The following is a 14,446-nucleotide window of genomic DNA, read 5'->3' as shown; positions in this document are numbered from 1 at the left end:
AACCCCCTATTTTTTCTTTGTATATTTCTTAATTGCTGGTAAAATTTCTGTCCCAATCAGCTCAATATTTTTCATTAAACGCTCAAATGGTACACCGCCAAAATCAATTTGCGCAATGTAACGCTGGTGACCATACACCTCATGCTGATGGAGAATCTTCTCGATAATTTGCTGTGGACTTCCGATATTCATGATGTTATGGGGGTCGACCCCTTGAGCAAAATGCTGCTTCGGAAAGCCTTGTCCATTTGTTCGCTTCATTCCCTCATTGATGTGAGGATACATATCACGCAACGCCTGCTGAGAAGTTTCAGCGGCATAGAAAAATCCTGCAGTTGCAACCGGGAACTCCGCTGGGTCAAAGCCTCTGCTTTGTAACGCCGCACGGTAAGCATCAATTGTTCGTTTAAAAACAGAAACAGGGCCACCTAAATGAGCCATCATCATTGGAACACCCGCATATCCTGCCTTGATCGCACTAGCCGGAGAACCGCCAACCGCACGCCAAATCGGCAAAAAACCATTTTTCGGACGAGGTAGGACACTCGCATTTTTTAAAGGAGCACGAAACTCTCCTTCCCAATTGATCACTTCTTCTTCATTTATTTTCACGAGAAGATCAAATTTTTCTTCAAACAACTCTTCATAATCACGGACATTATAACCTAGTAAATCAAAGAGCCCGATTCTTGAAGCACGACCGGCAATAATCTCGGCACGTCCATCAGATATCAAGTCAATTGTCGCGAAATCCTCATACACTCGAACTGGATCAGAAGTGCTTATGATCGTTGATGAGCTACCAATTTTAATGTTTTTTGTCGATTGTGCAATCGCTGAGAGTACAACAGAATGTGCTTGAGTTGCAAAATACTCCTGATGGCTTTCCCCTACGCTAAAAAAATCAAGGCCAGCTTGGTCTGCTAGTTTTGCATATTCAATAATTTCCTTAAGCCGCTCTTGTGCTGAAATTCTTTCCCCTGTTTCAGGGTTTGGCAAATGATCGCCAAGTGTATATATTCCAAACTCCAGACCTTTATCTGGATTAATTCGATACTTTTCCATTTATCATTTCACCCTTTTGCTGTGTTTGTTATTTTATTTTTCCCGAGTTGAACTTTCCGTACTAAATGATATTATGGACCTTAGCAAATCAAAACGGAAGTACGCACTTAAAAGTTGTATAGTATCAAAAAGGATACTATTTAAGGGAGAAGACAAAATGACCATTGAACCAGAATTATGTAAGGTAGAAGACGCATTAGGTATATTAGTTGGCAAGTGGAAGCCGATCATTCTATTACATTTAATGAAAAATGGGACACAACGATTCAGTGAACTAAAACGCAGTGTACTTGGCATTACCCAAAAAATGCTCACCAAGCAACTGCGTGAACTAGAAGATGAGGATATTATCGAACGCGTGGTTTACCCGCAGGTTCCTCCGAAAGTGGAATACTCTATAACGGAATACGGAAAAAGCTTGGAGCCTATCTTAGCTGCCATGCACGAATGGGGCACCAATCATACCATTCATAAACAACAAAAATTAATGAAAAAAACAACTGAGCAATCTTCTTAGTTTTTTAAAGTAATTATGCTACACTGACGGTAATCTATTACCCGCGAGGTGTTGAAAATGAAAATTGAAGTTTGGTCTGATTATGTCTGTCCATTTTGTTATATAGGGAAACGTCGGTTAGAAATAGCCCTCGAACAATTTCCATATAAGGATCAAGTAGAGGTTGAATTTAAGAGCTTTCAACTCGATCCAAATACTCCAAAGTATACAGAGCAAAGCATCTATGAAGCTTTAGCTGCAAAATTCGTTACAAGTGAAGCGCAGGTTCGAGAAATGAACAAAGGTATGATCGCACAAGCTGCTGAAATTGGTTTAACATATAACTACGATAATATGAAACCAACTAATACGTTTGATGCTCACCGTTTGGCTAAATTTGCGAAGACTTTTGGAAAAGAAAAAGAGCTGACCGAGAATCTTCTCCATGGTTATTTCACTGATTCTAAGAATGTCGGTGACGTAGAAACTCTTGCGGATATTGCTGAAGCTTCCGGTATTGATCGTGAAAAAGCAATCCAAGTTTTAAATGATGAAAAAGCATTTGCTATCGATGTTAAAAATGATCAAATTATTGCTCAACAGCTTAGAATCACTGGTGTTCCATTCTTTGTCTTCAATCAAAAGTATGCAATTTCTGGAGCACAACCGCTTGAAAATTTTACGAACGCTCTTGAAACAGTGTGGGAAGAAGAAAATCCGAAGCCACTATTTGAGGATTTATCACAAGACACTGGTGCAGTATGTACGGATGAAAGCTGCATCATCCCAACGAAAGAATAATGCAAAATGCCTCCCCATTGACGGGAAGGCATTTTTTATTGAACCTTTTCGACGGTACCTGGTACCACTTTTTCAGAAGGGCGAAAATTTCTAATCATTAGGACTCCATAAATTCCAAATACAATATACAGATACGCAGGGAAATTATAGAAGCCTACCATTGGTGAAAGAATGAAGACTGGTAAAAGTAACGCCAATAGAATTGCGACCCAAGTTGGAAATACTTTTGCTTTCCAGAAGCAAAATGCTGCCCATACCGGTCCAATTAAGCTTAAAAGGATAACCGGGAAAAAGTAACCGAACGGGTCTTGATCATAGATGGTTGTAACAGCTGTATAGATTTCATCCTCCGTGATCGTATTTGCTAACACAAACGGATAAGCAATGATACGAATAACAGGTTGTATCAAATCTGCGTACAAAATTCCAATTACCGTTGCAGGATAGGCAATCCATCCCCACCACTTTAAGCTCCCACTTTGGCGAAGGAATATCCCAACTATCCCAAGAACAACAATCGGTATTCCAACGACAAGGAACGAATCTGATAATAAGGCCTGTGAAATAAACTGCTCAATTCCCGCTTCCGTTGTCGGTTCTTGTGGCTTCAACAAATGCCCGATAGCCGCAATTATCCCTCCTAATATTAACAGTACTCCTGAGAACTTAAAGAATTTTTGTGAAATCTGCATATTGCTCATTCCCCTTTACATGATAATTTACAATTTAAAATTACCATGCACCTTTTCCCGTCGTCATGGGAGTCGCGACCCGACTAGGTCGGGAATTTTTTTAGGAGGGTTCGGGAATAGCAAATCAGAATCTTTTCTTTCCCATTCCTTTGTTTTTCGCTTGAGCAATCGCCTCGGCCCTGTCAGCAACCTGGAGCTTACTATAAATATTGGATATGTGGTTTCGCACTGTTTTTAACGTAATGCCAAAGTGTCTCGCAATATCCGCATTTTCTTTCCCAGCGACAATGAGCTCAAGGATGCCCTTTTCCCTCTCTGTTAATTCCGGAAAAATAAGAGTGGGTGCGGGCTGAAACACTTTAAAAAAGTCTAATAGATTGACAGCAATAGCTGGACTAAAAATAGATTCTCCATTTGCAATCGCTTGAATCGCACGGAGCGTTTCCATCCGATTGGCCCCTTTTAACAAATAGCCTCTTGCCCCTGCCTTCAAAGCAGAAAAAACCGAATCGTCATCATCAAACATTGTTAACACAAGGATGCCTACGTTAGGAAGAGAATCCGTGATGATACGTGTAGCTTCTATCCCGTTTTTAATCGGCAAATTCAAATCCATTAAAATAACATCTGGTTTAAGACGTAAGGCTAAATCGATCGCTTCTTCTCCATTCGTTGCTTCTCCTATAAGCTCAGCGATGTCTGTCGACTGAAGCAATGTCCCAATTCCTTCACGAAACAATGGATGGTCATCTACTACAAGAACCTTTATCATAATAGGATCCTTTCATTCTAAATTGGTAGCTCCGCTTGAATAACGGTACCACCTGTTGCTTGAGGAGAAATCGTAAATGTTCCCCCAAGCTCTTCAGCCCGTTCTTTCATCGATTTGATTCCTATTCCATATTGAAGATGCTCTGGAAGGCCTCTTCCATCATCCGTTATATGGAGATGAAATTTGTTATCGACCTCCACAGAAATAGAACAATTTTCTGCCTGAGAATGACGTGCAACATTCGTGATGGCTTCCTGAACAATTCGATAAACAGCTATTTCAACGGCTGCTGGGAGAGAAGGAAGCGCTTCTGGTCCATCCATACTGAAATGAATTTTACTAGTTTTATAATGGAAGATTAGTTCTTTGATCGCAGAAAGTAATCCAAGATCATCTAAAGTTGAAGGGCGTAAGGAGTAGACAATTCTTCTAATATCTTGGAGTAATTGTTTGATTTGCGTATCCATTTCGGCGAGTAATTCTTTTGATTTCTGAGAGTCATTAGTCATAATGCTATTAGCAACATCCATTTTAATCGCAAGACTGGCTAGGCTCGGACCTAATCCATCATGAAGATCACGACGTAATCTTCGTCGCTCCTCTTCTGTTGCTTTGACTAGCTGTTGCCTCGACCACTGTAAATCTTTATGAAGTAAAATTGAATTCGCCACAATCCCTACCTGTCTCGCTAAATCTTGGAGCAATTTCTTCTCAGCCTGGCTGAAAGGTTCACTCGAAGAACGATGAGCAAGACTTAGTTTTCCTAGCTCCTGCCCCTGGTGAAAAAGAGGAATTTCCATTCCGACTTCGTGAGGTTCTCCGATAGAGGCAATGACCTGAACTGTCCCTCTTTCTTGTAAATGAATGGCTACATACGGAATTTTTAATGCCTGAGAAATCGTTTTAACAACACGTGGCAGGACGAGCTCCGTATTTTTGGCTGCTTCTAATACTGTGTTTAAACGATTCAAAATTGAATACGGATTATCTCGGTCCCCATATATCATATGATTAACAATGGATTGAAGCTTTTCTTTTAATGGCTGAAAACAAACAGCGATGATTCCCGCCGTAATGATGGAAGCAAGAACATTATCCTCTGTTCGCAATGCCCTGCTGATTAATCCAACTACCCCAACATAGAATAGAATGACAAACAAACTCAGCAATCCGTATAGGACTGTGCGGTGAATGACAACATTAATATCCCATAATTTATATTTGAATATCGCGAAGGTAATGGCGATCGGAATAAGAATTAATCCGCCTGTATAGAGGATCTCTGTAATCATTTTTAAAACAACGCCAAGCTGACCTATAAAATTTAGGCATACCAAGGAAACAAAAAAGATGACAATGCTATAAATAACCCACTTGATTTGCTGTCTCTGCACTTGGGTTGATTTTTTTAAATAGCGATATACTTGCGAACAGACTAAAACTAAGTGAAGGCCAATCCAACAAACTAAGTTAAGCCAATTCGGCCACGTTTCTACATCTAGAAAACTACCTGGTAAGTAAATCGTACCGACTCCTGTAGTAAACCAAAGCAACGCTGCCCCTACTGTCCATTTGGGAACGAACTTTCCATCTGGGAGGACTAAAAATAAAATGAGATAAGTGCCACCAAAAATGCTAGTTAGATGATAAAGCACAGTTAGGTCAGGATAATAGTCGAGAAAATAATGAGAGATTTTGGCTCCAAGGGAGAGAAAAACAAGTGCCACATAGAGGTTGAATACGATTTTCTCTTTACGAAAAAGCAGGAGTCCAGACACGCCAAAAAAAACGACAGCCACAACTAAGTCGAGGAAAATTTTAAAGCCAGTATAAGCTTTAAGGGATAGACCAATTTCCTCTAGTTCTATGGTTTCTCTTGTTGTCAATTGGCTTGTTTCCAAACAACCATTATTTATGGATTCACACACTGTCTCATAGGAATCCATGCGAATGGGAAGATCTAAGCTTAATAGATAAATAGAACATGCAGCCATGACGAGCCAGATGATTCGAAAAAGCCAATCTATCCCCTTTATTCCTTGCGCAGAACTCATAGGCATTCCCCCAACCATATTTTTATAATCTAGTTTATGTGAATCCTGCAAGCTAATATGTTCAGGTCTGAATATTTAACACTCTTTTTTACACATGACAATCCACCCATCTATCTGCAAGAATTGGATTACACCATTCTCATAAGAAATATTAAAGTATTTTTGGCTCTCTTCGCTTGCGTCAAAAATAAATTGATTTACGCGATCGATTTGTTCCTGACTATTGGCAGTGCGCTCTATCCAGGATGGCAAAGTGTAAGTCTTTTTAAAATACTCCGATTGAATCACTTGTAAATGGGATGAAGCAAACAAATTTCTCCACACTTCAATAGATAAGCAACGAGCATGGCTTTCGTCTCTTAGTGCTTCTAGAGAGTTGATAAATTCCGCTAAGTGCTTTTCCTTTGGAGCCACATTATCAATCAGTAAAAATGAACCATTTGGTTTCAAAACTCGTGCCACCTCATTGATAAAATCATGAGGATTCGGGAAATGATGAGCCGCAATACGACAAGTAACGATATCAAAAGTATCATCGAGGAACGGCAGATTTTCCGCATCCGCAATGACGTAAGAAACATTAGGGCAAACTGGCTTTAGATGCATGGCTGTATTCGCTAGCATTTCTTTCGTTAAATCAGTAGCAATAACCTGGCTAGCATAGGGAGATAAAGCTTTCGCTACATGACCACCGCCCGTTGCAATATCTAAAACGATCTCCGTTTTTTGCGGTTGTAACCACTCAATTAAAGTTTGGAGGTCCGCACCATTCGCATGCAGTTCACTTGTGACATATTTTTCTGCATGCTTTCCAAATTGATCCATGACCTTACTTTTTATATTGTCCATTTTAAAATTCTCCCTCCTAATCATGTCATGCTTTTATTTTAGCAAAAAATCCCATAGTTCCAACTGTATAGTTCAGAACCTATGCCATAAAATAAGGCAGAATAAAGATCGTAACCTAACAAACATTGGAGGTATTTCTTTTGGGGACTTCTAAAAACAATAAGAAAGAAAGCACCTTAACCGCTTCGGAAATATCTGGTCTTTGGCTGCAGTACTTAGGAGATAGCATGGCAATATGCGTATATAAATACTTTCTTCAAATCGTAGAGGATGAAGAAATCAAACCGATTTTAGAAACTTCATTACAATTATCTGAAAATCATGTCACCAACATCGCAAAATTCCTAAAAACTGCAAATTTCCAAGTCCCACAAGGATTTACTGAAAAAGACTTCAATTTAAAAGCACCGCGCCTTTTCACTGACCAATTCTTGCTTTTCTACTCCTATATAATGACGCTCCATGGGTTAAGCGCATATAGCTTAGCTATTACTACATCGCAACGTGAAGACATCCAGGATTACTTTATGGAATGTCTACTTTCAGCCAAAGTACTATTCCAACACATTGAAAAAGTAGCAAAGAAGGTACCGAGATTTTCAAGTGTTCCCACCGTTCCCTCTCCAAAGGAGGTTCAATTTATTGAATCAAAATTGAGAATTTAATTGGGGATAAACGGCCACTCAATATTACAGAGATCAGCAATCTTTTCTTTAATTCAAAAAAGACAGGCTTTGTTCGCTCCTTAAGCTTAGCCTTCAGTCAAGTAGTTAAGAAAGATGATGTTCGGAAGTTTATGCTAAAAAACGTGAAACTAGCAGGACAAGACGCCGAAAGCTTTAATGCAAAATTACTTGAGGATCATTTGCCTATTCCTGAGAAATGGGATAACGAAATTGAAGCTTCTACTATAAGTCCCTTTTCGGACAAGCTCATGATGTTTCACTGCGCTTTCTTAGTTAATACTGCACTTTCCTATTACGGAGCATCCCTAGGCTCTTCTTTAAGAACGGATGTTGTATTAATGTACAAACAGGTTTTTAATCACGCCATGCAAGCAGGAGCCCTGTGTTACAACATTATGGTAAAGCATGGTTGGATGGAAAAATTACCGGAGGCGATAAATCGGGAGGCTTTGGCACAAGAGAAAAAGAGCTGAACCTTGCATACGACCGACTTGAATAAAATAGCCAGATTTTCAGTTATTGTCTGAAAATCTGGCTATTCCCTTTTATTGACCACAGCACTTTTTATACTTTTTCCCACTTCCGCACGGACAAGGATCATTTCGACCTATCTTCAATTCTTTTTCACTAACATTTTTATCGGGTTTCAAAACTGGTTTCTGCAGTGGTCTTAGTTCTATCGGTGTATATCCTTTAAGAAACCATTGTTTCGTATTATTCATCAAATAGACTACTTTGTCCATCAAAGCTTTAACAGTGTCCATATCATCAAAGATCAAGGACTGACTTAGAAACTTCATCACAAAATTAGGGCTTTCTCCGATTCGCGTTGCAAAAACGGATTCTGCTACAAGGGCCTCTGCTTCCTCATTGGAGATATCAAAGTTCATCGTTATAAAATTTACTAATTGGATAAAACCTTGGTTTTTTTCAACAAATCCTGGCTCACCGGCCAAAAGAAGTTGCTGTTTCGTAAAAGGATAATATGGAAGCTCACGTCTCATTTGATGCTCCTGTTGAATTTTTTCTGGATCGAATCCACGTATGTTTAAGAAGCCATCCTTAAATCTCTTAAAGATTTTACGATAAGAACTAGCATCTTCAATTACATATAAATATTCTTTAAGACGTGGTTCATTCATGTACTTTTCCATCATGTCTAATATTTGTGCACCACTCAAGGTTCCATAATAATACAACAAACCAGTAGTCAACTTAATCCACTCGCTATTTCTTGAGACGATCTCATTCAACTTTATGTCGCTTTTCAATGCTTTGATAGGTTCGATTAGTTCATTTGGTACGGCTAAAATGTTCTTCCCTTCAAAAATACCAGAATAAATCAACCCAGTCTCACGTAAATAAATGACTTGGTTGCTTTCTAAGTCAGGCGCTTCGATCTGACCACCATTTTCAGCGATACTCATTAGTAACTGATATCGTTCTAGATCCCATAAAAGACAAATATTTTCTAATTGATTCGGTATCCTCTCTTGCATGACTGATACAAGCTCAGCTTTTTTCAAATTACTTACATTGGCAATTTTATGTTTTTTTCTTATCGTATCTAATTCATATTTCGTATATGTACTTAAACCTTCCTGAAGCGTGAAGGGAACGTTGAGTTTACTCCAGTGCTTATCATATTGCTTCTCTATCATTTTTTCGGTATCTTCTGTTGCTTTTTGTAATGCATTTAATAACATTTTTTGATCTATTTTACTAAGTGCTTTGTCCATAAAATATAGCCTACTCTCTGTAACTTTATATAAAATAGTAAATTATCCAAAAATCCAATATGTAAATCACATGTATGTTTCAAATCAATTTTAGTAGTTTCCACTTTTTTCGAAAAAAATTCAATACATCGAGATACTTTCTAGCAATCTCGTGTTGGTCGAGAATACCATTATATATCAAATGCCACTCTGCTTGTATCGGCATAAGCGCTCCTTCACCAAAATCTTTTATGCTTGTAGGATTTTTTTCTATCTGCTATCATAGCTTTAATTCAATAGGATTTCCTTCGGGGTCGGGTGCAATTCCCAACCGGCGGTGATGAGGCCTAGCCCTCTTAGTCCGTGACCCGGGTTCATGTATATGAAAACGGTGGATTTGGTGAAACTCCAAAGCCGACAGTAAAAGTCTGGATGGGAGAAGGAAGATAGAATTGTTCAATTAGCGCTATTTTTTGACGCTTATTTGTGCTACGCTTTTTCTCCCTTACTAATTTTTAGTAAGGGATTTTGTGTTTAAATGGAGAATTTACAATAGAAAGGGGTTCCCTTTATTTGAAATGAATGATTATGACTATATGAATCTAGCGATTTCTCTTGCTCGCTCTACTTTAGGCCAGACTAGCCCAAACCCTTCGGTTGGTGCGGTTTTGGTTAAGGATGGTCGATTAGTGGGGACAGGTGTGCACTTAGAAGCTGGTACACCCCATGCAGAAGTGCATGCCATTCGCTCTGCAGGTAGCTCTGCAAAAGGTGCGACTATGTTTGTCACACTCGAACCTTGCAGTCACCAGGGGAAAACTCCTCCATGTGCTGACCTCATTATTGCGTCAGGTATTGAGAAGGTTTTTGTCGCGACGACCGATCCAAATCCTCTTGTTGCTGGCAAAGGGATCGCCAAACTAAGGAATGCAGGAATCGATGTCGAAGTCGGTTTATGCAGAGAAGATGCTTTACAACTTAACGAAAAGTTTTTTCACTTTATCCAAACAAACACTCCATTTGTAACTATAAAAGCAGGCATTTCCTTAGACGGCAAAATAGCAGCAAAATCAGGTGATAGTAAATGGATTACTTCCCCTGAATCAAGACAGGATGTCCATCAGCTTCGTCATGAGCATGATGGCATATTAGTAGGAATCAATACGATCCTGCATGATAATCCCCTTTTAACCACCAGACGACCCCGAGGTGGAAAAAATCCCATTCGAATTGTGTTAGATACAAAATTAATGATGCCTATTTCGGCAAATGTTGTACAGGACCGCTCTGCAAAGACGATTATTTTTACCGGAAATGAAATTGATTTGGAACGAAAGAAAGAGCTAGAAACACTCGGTGTTACCGTTCTACCGCAAGATAGTCCACGTATTAAGGTAAAGGAGGTTTTGCGTACATTAGGCGTACTGAAGATTATGTCCGTATTAGTTGAGGGCGGTTCAGAGGTTCATGCTTCGTTTATAGAGGAAAATGCCTTTCAGCAAATCATTGCATATATAGCGCCAAAAATAATCGGCGGTAGCAATGCGATTCCATTTGTTGGCGGAGTCGGTCCTGAACTTGTTAAGGGCGGACATCAGCTTCACTTTACCGCTATTGAACATATAGGTCCAGATCTTAAAATTACTGCAAAACCTCTGACTGAGGAGGCGAAACAATAATGTTTACCGGAATCATTGAAGAGCTAGGAACGATTGAAAGCATTCAATCACAAGGTAAAACACTGCGCCTAAACATTCACGGAAAGAAAGTACTAGAAGACATAAAGCTCGGTGATAGCATTGCCATTAACGGAGTTTGTTTAACAGTAACAGACTTTGACACTATGACCTTTTTCGTTGATGTCATGCCTGAGACATTTCAGAGCACATCATTATCAGCCTTACACTGTGGCTCCCTCGTTAACTTAGAACGAGCCATGAGTGCCAACGGACGTTTTGGTGGCCATTTTGTCACTGGACATGTGGATGCTGTTGGAAAAATTGTTAAAAGAGCACCCAATGAAAATGCCATTTATTTGGACATTTCATTTCCAAAAGAATTTGGCCATCTCCCCCTACATAAAGGGTCAATCACGCTTGATGGCACATCTTTAACGATTTTTGGTGTGGAAAAGGAACTCATTTCTGTTTCCCTCATCCCCCATACAGCTAAGGAGAGCATCATTGGACTTAAACAGATTGGAGATAAGGTAAATATTGAATTCGATATGCTTGGAAAATATGTTTACTCCTTTCTCCAGCCTAAACAAGAAAGTCGGATTTCAACAGATTTTCTTAAAGACAACGGATTTATATAGCATGAAAGGAGCAACGAAAACATGTTCCATAAAATAGAGGACGCATTAGAAGACTTGAAAGCTGGAAAAGTGATTATTGTTTGTGATGATGAGGACCGGGAAAATGAAGGTGATTTTGTCGGTCTAGGAGAATTTGCTACGCCAGAAATGATCAATTTTATGGCGAAAGAAGGTCGAGGACTGATCTGTGTTCCAATTGCAAAGTCAATCGCTGAACGACTAGAACTCGGACCCATGGTTGAGAAGAACACAGACAATCATGAAACAGCCTTTACTTGTAGCATTGATCACAATGAAACCACAACAGGCATTAGTGCTTTCGAACGAGCATTGACGATTCAAAAAATGCTTTTCGAAGACGCTGTTCCAAATGATTTTAGAAGACCGGGCCATATCTTCCCCCTCATCGCAAAAGAAGGTGGGGTATTGAGTCGAGCTGGACATACAGAGGCTGCTGTTGATTTAGCAAGATTAGCCAATTCAAAACAGGCTGGTGTCATTTGTGAAATCATGAATGATGATGGAACAATGGCACGTGTTGATGATTTGATGATGATTGCGAAAGAATTTAATTTGAAAATGATTACGATAAAAGATCTTATTGCCTACCGACTGGAACACGATTCTCTCATTTCATGGGAAGTTGAAATCAATCTTCCTACCGAATTTGGAGACTTCAGAGCAATCGGGTTTACGAGTCAAACGGACGGTAAAGAGCATGTAGCTCTTGTTAAAGGCGAAATTCATGAGGATGAACCAATTCTTATAAGAGTACATTCAGAATGCCTTACGGGAGATGTATTCGGCTCGAATCGTTGTGATTGTGGTCCTCAACTCCATGCAGCTCTTGCTCAAATTGAAAAAGAAGGACAAGGCATTCTTCTCTATTTGAGACAAGAAGGCCGAGGAATTGGCCTCATCAATAAATTAAAAGCCTACAAGCTTCAAGAAGAAGGGTATGACACTGTTGAAGCAAATCATAAGCTCGGTTTCAAAGCAGATTTGCGTGACTACGGAATTGGCGCTCAAATCCTCCGAAATCTTGGCGTTCGAAAGCTGCGACTATTAACGAATAATCCGAGAAAAATGGCTGGTCTGACTGGTTATGGTTTAGAGGTAATCGAGCGAGTCCCTCTGCAACTGACAGCAAAGAAGGAAAATCTGCAGTATTTAAAAACGAAACAAGAAAAGCTCGGGCATATACTAACATTTTAAGAGGAGTGAATCGTGATGGTAAAAGTAATTGAAGGAAATTTGGTTGGTACAGGGTTAAAAATTGGGATTGTCGTGTCTCGTTTTAATGAATTCATTACAAGCAAACTACTCGGTGGAGCTGAAGATGCATTAGTTAGGCATGGTGTAAAAGATGAAGATATCACGGTCATGTGGGTTCCAGGTGCTTTCGAAATTCCCCTTGCCGCAAAAAAATTAGCAGAACAAGGTAGCTTTGATGCTATTATCACGCTTGGGACTGTCATCCGAGGAGCTACGCCTCACTTTGAATACGTAAGCAGTGAAGTAGCAAAAGGTGTCGCGAACACAGGCATGCAAAGTGGCATCCCAATCATCTTCGGCGTGCTTACAACCGATTCAATTGAACAGGCGATTGAACGTGCAGGAACAAAGGCCGGCAACAAAGGCTATGAGGCAGCTGTCGGAGCAATTGAGATGGGAAATCTCTATAAGAACTTGAAATAATTGAAGAGGTAATAAGGCTTGTATGTATATCCAAGTCCTTATTACCTCTTCAATTTGACCATGCCCCCTATTATGGCAAATTGATGTATAGCGCTCTATATATGTCTCCAATAATTCCTTTCAATTGATGCATGCCTAATTCTGTATTCGTCATAATAACGGCACCTTTTTCTAAATGTGGATACGCCACCATCATGCTTTGAAACCCGACTCCCCAACCCAAAGAGGTAATTTCTATTTCTTTTTCAGCTCCTTCTAGAAATACACCCAATCCACTCCAGTGCTTTCCTTTTTGAGTAGTTATCATTTCATTAGCTAGACTTTTGGATATTCCAATTTTACTTTTTCCTTGTAAAGCATTCATTAGCTCGAGCACTAATGCACTTAAATCTATTGAACTTGTCCATAATCCAGAAGCTGCTGGATAAGGATAGATAGGATATTTTCCATTTACCAATCTACCATTTTTATTATGACCGCAAGAGAAATTATCTGTATCTATCTCAAACGTCATTGGATCTAAATAGCTATTCTCCATTCCCAATGGTTCAAATATGGACTCTTTTATCACTTGATAAAACGGCTTTTCGATCACATCTTCTATAAGCTGATGAATTATACAATAACCTGCATCAGAATAATGAAACTCACTCTCTGGCTCGAACTGTACTTGAATAGGAACCGTACAATATGGTGTTTTCCCCTCTAGAAGTCTAACCATTGAAGGAACATCTGTATCTGAAATAAGTTCAAAAAAACTACCCTCTGGGTCCTTAATTCCTGATTGATGACTAAGCAAGTTTCTTAAAGTAACTTTTCTATTTTTTGTAAAATCATTCTCAGGCACTCTCCATGTTACAAGCCTTTCATTTACATTTTCATCTAAATCAAGTAGTCCCTCCTCTATCAACTTTAAAACCAACATTCCAGTTAAGAATTTACTAATCGAACATGCACTAAATATCGAATTCTCAGTTACTTTTCTAATACTATTTACCTCTAGCAAACCGTAATTTTCTTTCCCACAAATTTTACCGTTCTCAATCCCTATAATACTTAAGCCTTGCACTTTATAAAATTCCATTTGTCCTTCAATATTAATATTTGTTAACTTCATATTCGCCTCCTAATTAAGTTTTAACACTATTTTAACACGAATGTATGTTCTTTTTTGATTTATTCAAATTTTCTATCCATTATCTTTCCTGTATTTATTAAAAAAGTTCACTCATAAGTAAGTGAACTCTTCAAATAAATGGGGTATAGGAATTTTATCATTCTGTAAACAGACTTGTTTT

15 protein-coding genes and 1 riboswitch are annotated in these 14,446 nt (G+C 39.1%); of the genes, 8 read left to right on the top strand and 7 right to left on the bottom strand.

Annotation, left to right across the window (positions count from 1 at the left end; genetic code table 11):
- Window positions 1-6: 6 nt before the first annotated feature.
- Entirely contained in the window at window positions 7-1,065 is a 1,059-nt protein-coding gene (locus tag FA727_RS00310; RefSeq protein WP_136828766.1) for an LLM class flavin-dependent oxidoreductase, read from the bottom strand.
- Window positions 1,066-1,222: 157 nt separating this feature from the next.
- Here FA727_RS00310 and FA727_RS00305 point away from each other — a divergent pair, with 157 nt between their 5' ends.
- On the top strand, window positions 1,223-1,582 hold the full coding sequence (locus FA727_RS00305; protein WP_136828765.1) for a winged helix-turn-helix transcriptional regulator: 360 nt from the start codon (window positions 1,223-1,225) through the stop codon (window positions 1,580-1,582).
- A 57-nt stretch (window positions 1,583-1,639) separates the two neighbouring features.
- Window positions 1,640-2,362, top strand: a complete 723-nt coding sequence (locus FA727_RS00300; RefSeq protein ID WP_136828764.1) for a DsbA family oxidoreductase — start codon at window positions 1,640-1,642, stop codon at window positions 2,360-2,362.
- Between the two features lie 35 nt (window positions 2,363-2,397).
- On the opposite strand, the gene FA727_RS00295 is transcribed toward FA727_RS00300, so the two are convergent.
- The 4 genes from FA727_RS00295 to FA727_RS00280 all read right to left on the bottom strand — a co-directional run bounded on the left by FA727_RS00295 (window position 2,398) and on the right by FA727_RS00280 (window position 6,729).
- Complete coding sequence (locus FA727_RS00295) at window positions 2,398-3,054, bottom strand: hypothetical protein (RefSeq protein WP_136828763.1); 657 nt, start codon at window positions 3,052-3,054, stop codon at window positions 2,398-2,400.
- Window positions 3,055-3,178: 124 nt separating this feature from the next.
- Window positions 3,179-3,826 (bottom strand): response regulator, encoded by a 648-nt coding sequence (locus tag FA727_RS00290; RefSeq protein WP_136828762.1) that lies wholly within the window; start codon window positions 3,824-3,826, stop codon window positions 3,179-3,181.
- A 17-nt stretch (window positions 3,827-3,843) separates the two neighbouring features.
- Entirely contained in the window at window positions 3,844-5,880 is a 2,037-nt protein-coding gene (locus FA727_RS00285; protein ID WP_158318769.1) for a histidine kinase, read from the bottom strand.
- Window positions 5,881-5,955: 75 nt separating this feature from the next.
- Entirely contained in the window at window positions 5,956-6,729 is a 774-nt protein-coding gene (locus tag FA727_RS00280) for a class I SAM-dependent methyltransferase (protein WP_136828760.1), read from the bottom strand.
- A gap of 140 nt (window positions 6,730-6,869) precedes the next feature.
- Here FA727_RS00280 and FA727_RS24680 point away from each other — a divergent pair, with 140 nt between their 5' ends.
- Together FA727_RS24680 and FA727_RS24675 are read left to right on the top strand one after the other, a co-directional pair.
- On the top strand, window positions 6,870-7,394 hold the full coding sequence (locus tag FA727_RS24680) for a DUF3231 family protein (RefSeq protein ID WP_246041641.1): 525 nt from the start codon (window positions 6,870-6,872) through the stop codon (window positions 7,392-7,394).
- On the top strand, window positions 7,376-7,888 hold the full coding sequence (locus tag FA727_RS24675; protein WP_306461665.1) for a DUF3231 family protein: 513 nt from the start codon (window positions 7,376-7,378) through the stop codon (window positions 7,886-7,888). The genes FA727_RS24680 and FA727_RS24675 overlap by 19 nt, the downstream gene beginning before the upstream one ends.
- A gap of 72 nt (window positions 7,889-7,960) precedes the next feature.
- On the opposite strand, the gene FA727_RS00270 is transcribed toward FA727_RS24675, so the two are convergent.
- Complete coding sequence (locus FA727_RS00270; RefSeq protein ID WP_136828759.1) at window positions 7,961-9,154, bottom strand: SEC-C metal-binding domain-containing protein; 1,194 nt, start codon at window positions 9,152-9,154, stop codon at window positions 7,961-7,963.
- Window positions 9,155-9,433: 279 nt separating this feature from the next.
- A riboswitch (FMN riboswitch) is annotated at window positions 9,434-9,581 on the top strand.
- Window positions 9,582-9,711: 130 nt separating this feature from the next.
- Between FA727_RS00270 and ribD the strand changes: the two genes are divergently transcribed.
- Genes ribD through ribH form a run of 4 tightly spaced genes read left to right on the top strand, consistent with a single transcriptional unit; the run spans window position 9,712 to window position 13,148 of the window.
- Entirely contained in the window at window positions 9,712-10,812 is a 1,101-nt protein-coding gene (ribD, locus tag FA727_RS00265; RefSeq protein WP_136828758.1) for a bifunctional diaminohydroxyphosphoribosylaminopyrimidine deaminase/5-amino-6-(5-phosphoribosylamino)uracil reductase RibD, read from the top strand.
- A complete protein-coding gene (ribE, locus tag FA727_RS00260; protein WP_136828757.1) occupies window positions 10,812-11,450 on the top strand; it encodes a riboflavin synthase in 639 nt (212 codons plus the stop codon). Before ribD ends, ribE begins: the two co-directional genes overlap by 1 nt.
- Window positions 11,451-11,471: 21 nt before the next feature.
- A complete protein-coding gene (locus FA727_RS00255) occupies window positions 11,472-12,665 on the top strand; it encodes a bifunctional 3,4-dihydroxy-2-butanone-4-phosphate synthase/GTP cyclohydrolase II (RefSeq protein WP_136828756.1) in 1,194 nt (397 codons plus the stop codon).
- A gap of 15 nt (window positions 12,666-12,680) precedes the next feature.
- Window positions 12,681-13,148 carry a 6,7-dimethyl-8-ribityllumazine synthase gene (ribH, locus tag FA727_RS00250; RefSeq protein ID WP_136828755.1) on the top strand — a complete coding sequence of 156 codons (468 nt, stop codon included), beginning with the start codon at window positions 12,681-12,683 and terminating at the stop codon, window positions 13,146-13,148.
- A gap of 70 nt (window positions 13,149-13,218) precedes the next feature.
- Here the strand turns inward: ribH and FA727_RS00245 are convergent, their stop codons facing one another.
- On the bottom strand, window positions 13,219-14,265 hold the full coding sequence (locus FA727_RS00245) for a serine hydrolase domain-containing protein (protein ID WP_136828754.1): 1,047 nt from the start codon (window positions 14,263-14,265) through the stop codon (window positions 13,219-13,221).
- Window positions 14,266-14,446 lie beyond the last annotated feature (181 nt).

This window comes from Robertmurraya kyonggiensis (assembly GCF_005116465.1).
GTDB lineage: Bacteria > Bacillota > Bacilli > Bacillales > Cytobacillaceae > Robertmurraya > Robertmurraya kyonggiensis.
Note: the sequence above shows the minus strand (reverse complement) of the source record. Positions and strands in the feature narration are given on the sequence as shown.

Bases quoted from the DNA above. Each gene is read 5' to 3' on its own strand.
- FA727_RS00255 (WP_136828756.1), top strand. From the start codon at position 11,472: ATGTTCCATAAAATAGAGGACGCATTAGAAGACTTGAAAGCTGGAAAA.
- FA727_RS00270 (WP_136828759.1), bottom strand. From the start codon at position 9,154: ATGGACAAAGCACTTAGTAAAATAGATCAAAAAATGTTATTAAATGCA.
- FA727_RS00290 (WP_136828762.1), bottom strand. From the start codon at position 3,826: ATGATAAAGGTTCTTGTAGTAGATGACCATCCATTGTTTCGTGAAGGA.
- FA727_RS00310 (WP_136828766.1), bottom strand. From the start codon at position 1,065: ATGGAAAAGTATCGAATTAATCCAGATAAAGGTCTGGAGTTTGGAATA.
- ribD (WP_136828758.1), top strand. From the start codon at position 9,712: ATGAATGATTATGACTATATGAATCTAGCGATTTCTCTTGCTCGCTCT.
- FA727_RS00245 (WP_136828754.1), bottom strand. From the start codon at position 14,265: ATGAAGTTAACAAATATTAATATTGAAGGACAAATGGAATTTTATAAA.
- ribH (WP_136828755.1), top strand. From the start codon at position 12,681: ATGGTAAAAGTAATTGAAGGAAATTTGGTTGGTACAGGGTTAAAAATT.
- FA727_RS00285 (WP_158318769.1), bottom strand. From the start codon at position 5,880: ATGAGTTCTGCGCAAGGAATAAAGGGGATAGATTGGCTTTTTCGAATC.
- FA727_RS00300 (WP_136828764.1), top strand. From the start codon at position 1,640: ATGAAAATTGAAGTTTGGTCTGATTATGTCTGTCCATTTTGTTATATA.
- FA727_RS00305 (WP_136828765.1), top strand. From the start codon at position 1,223: ATGACCATTGAACCAGAATTATGTAAGGTAGAAGACGCATTAGGTATA.
- ribE (WP_136828757.1), top strand. From the start codon at position 10,812: ATGTTTACCGGAATCATTGAAGAGCTAGGAACGATTGAAAGCATTCAA.
- FA727_RS00295 (WP_136828763.1), bottom strand. From the start codon at position 3,054: ATGCAGATTTCACAAAAATTCTTTAAGTTCTCAGGAGTACTGTTAATA.
- FA727_RS00280 (WP_136828760.1), bottom strand. From the start codon at position 6,729: ATGGACAATATAAAAAGTAAGGTCATGGATCAATTTGGAAAGCATGCA.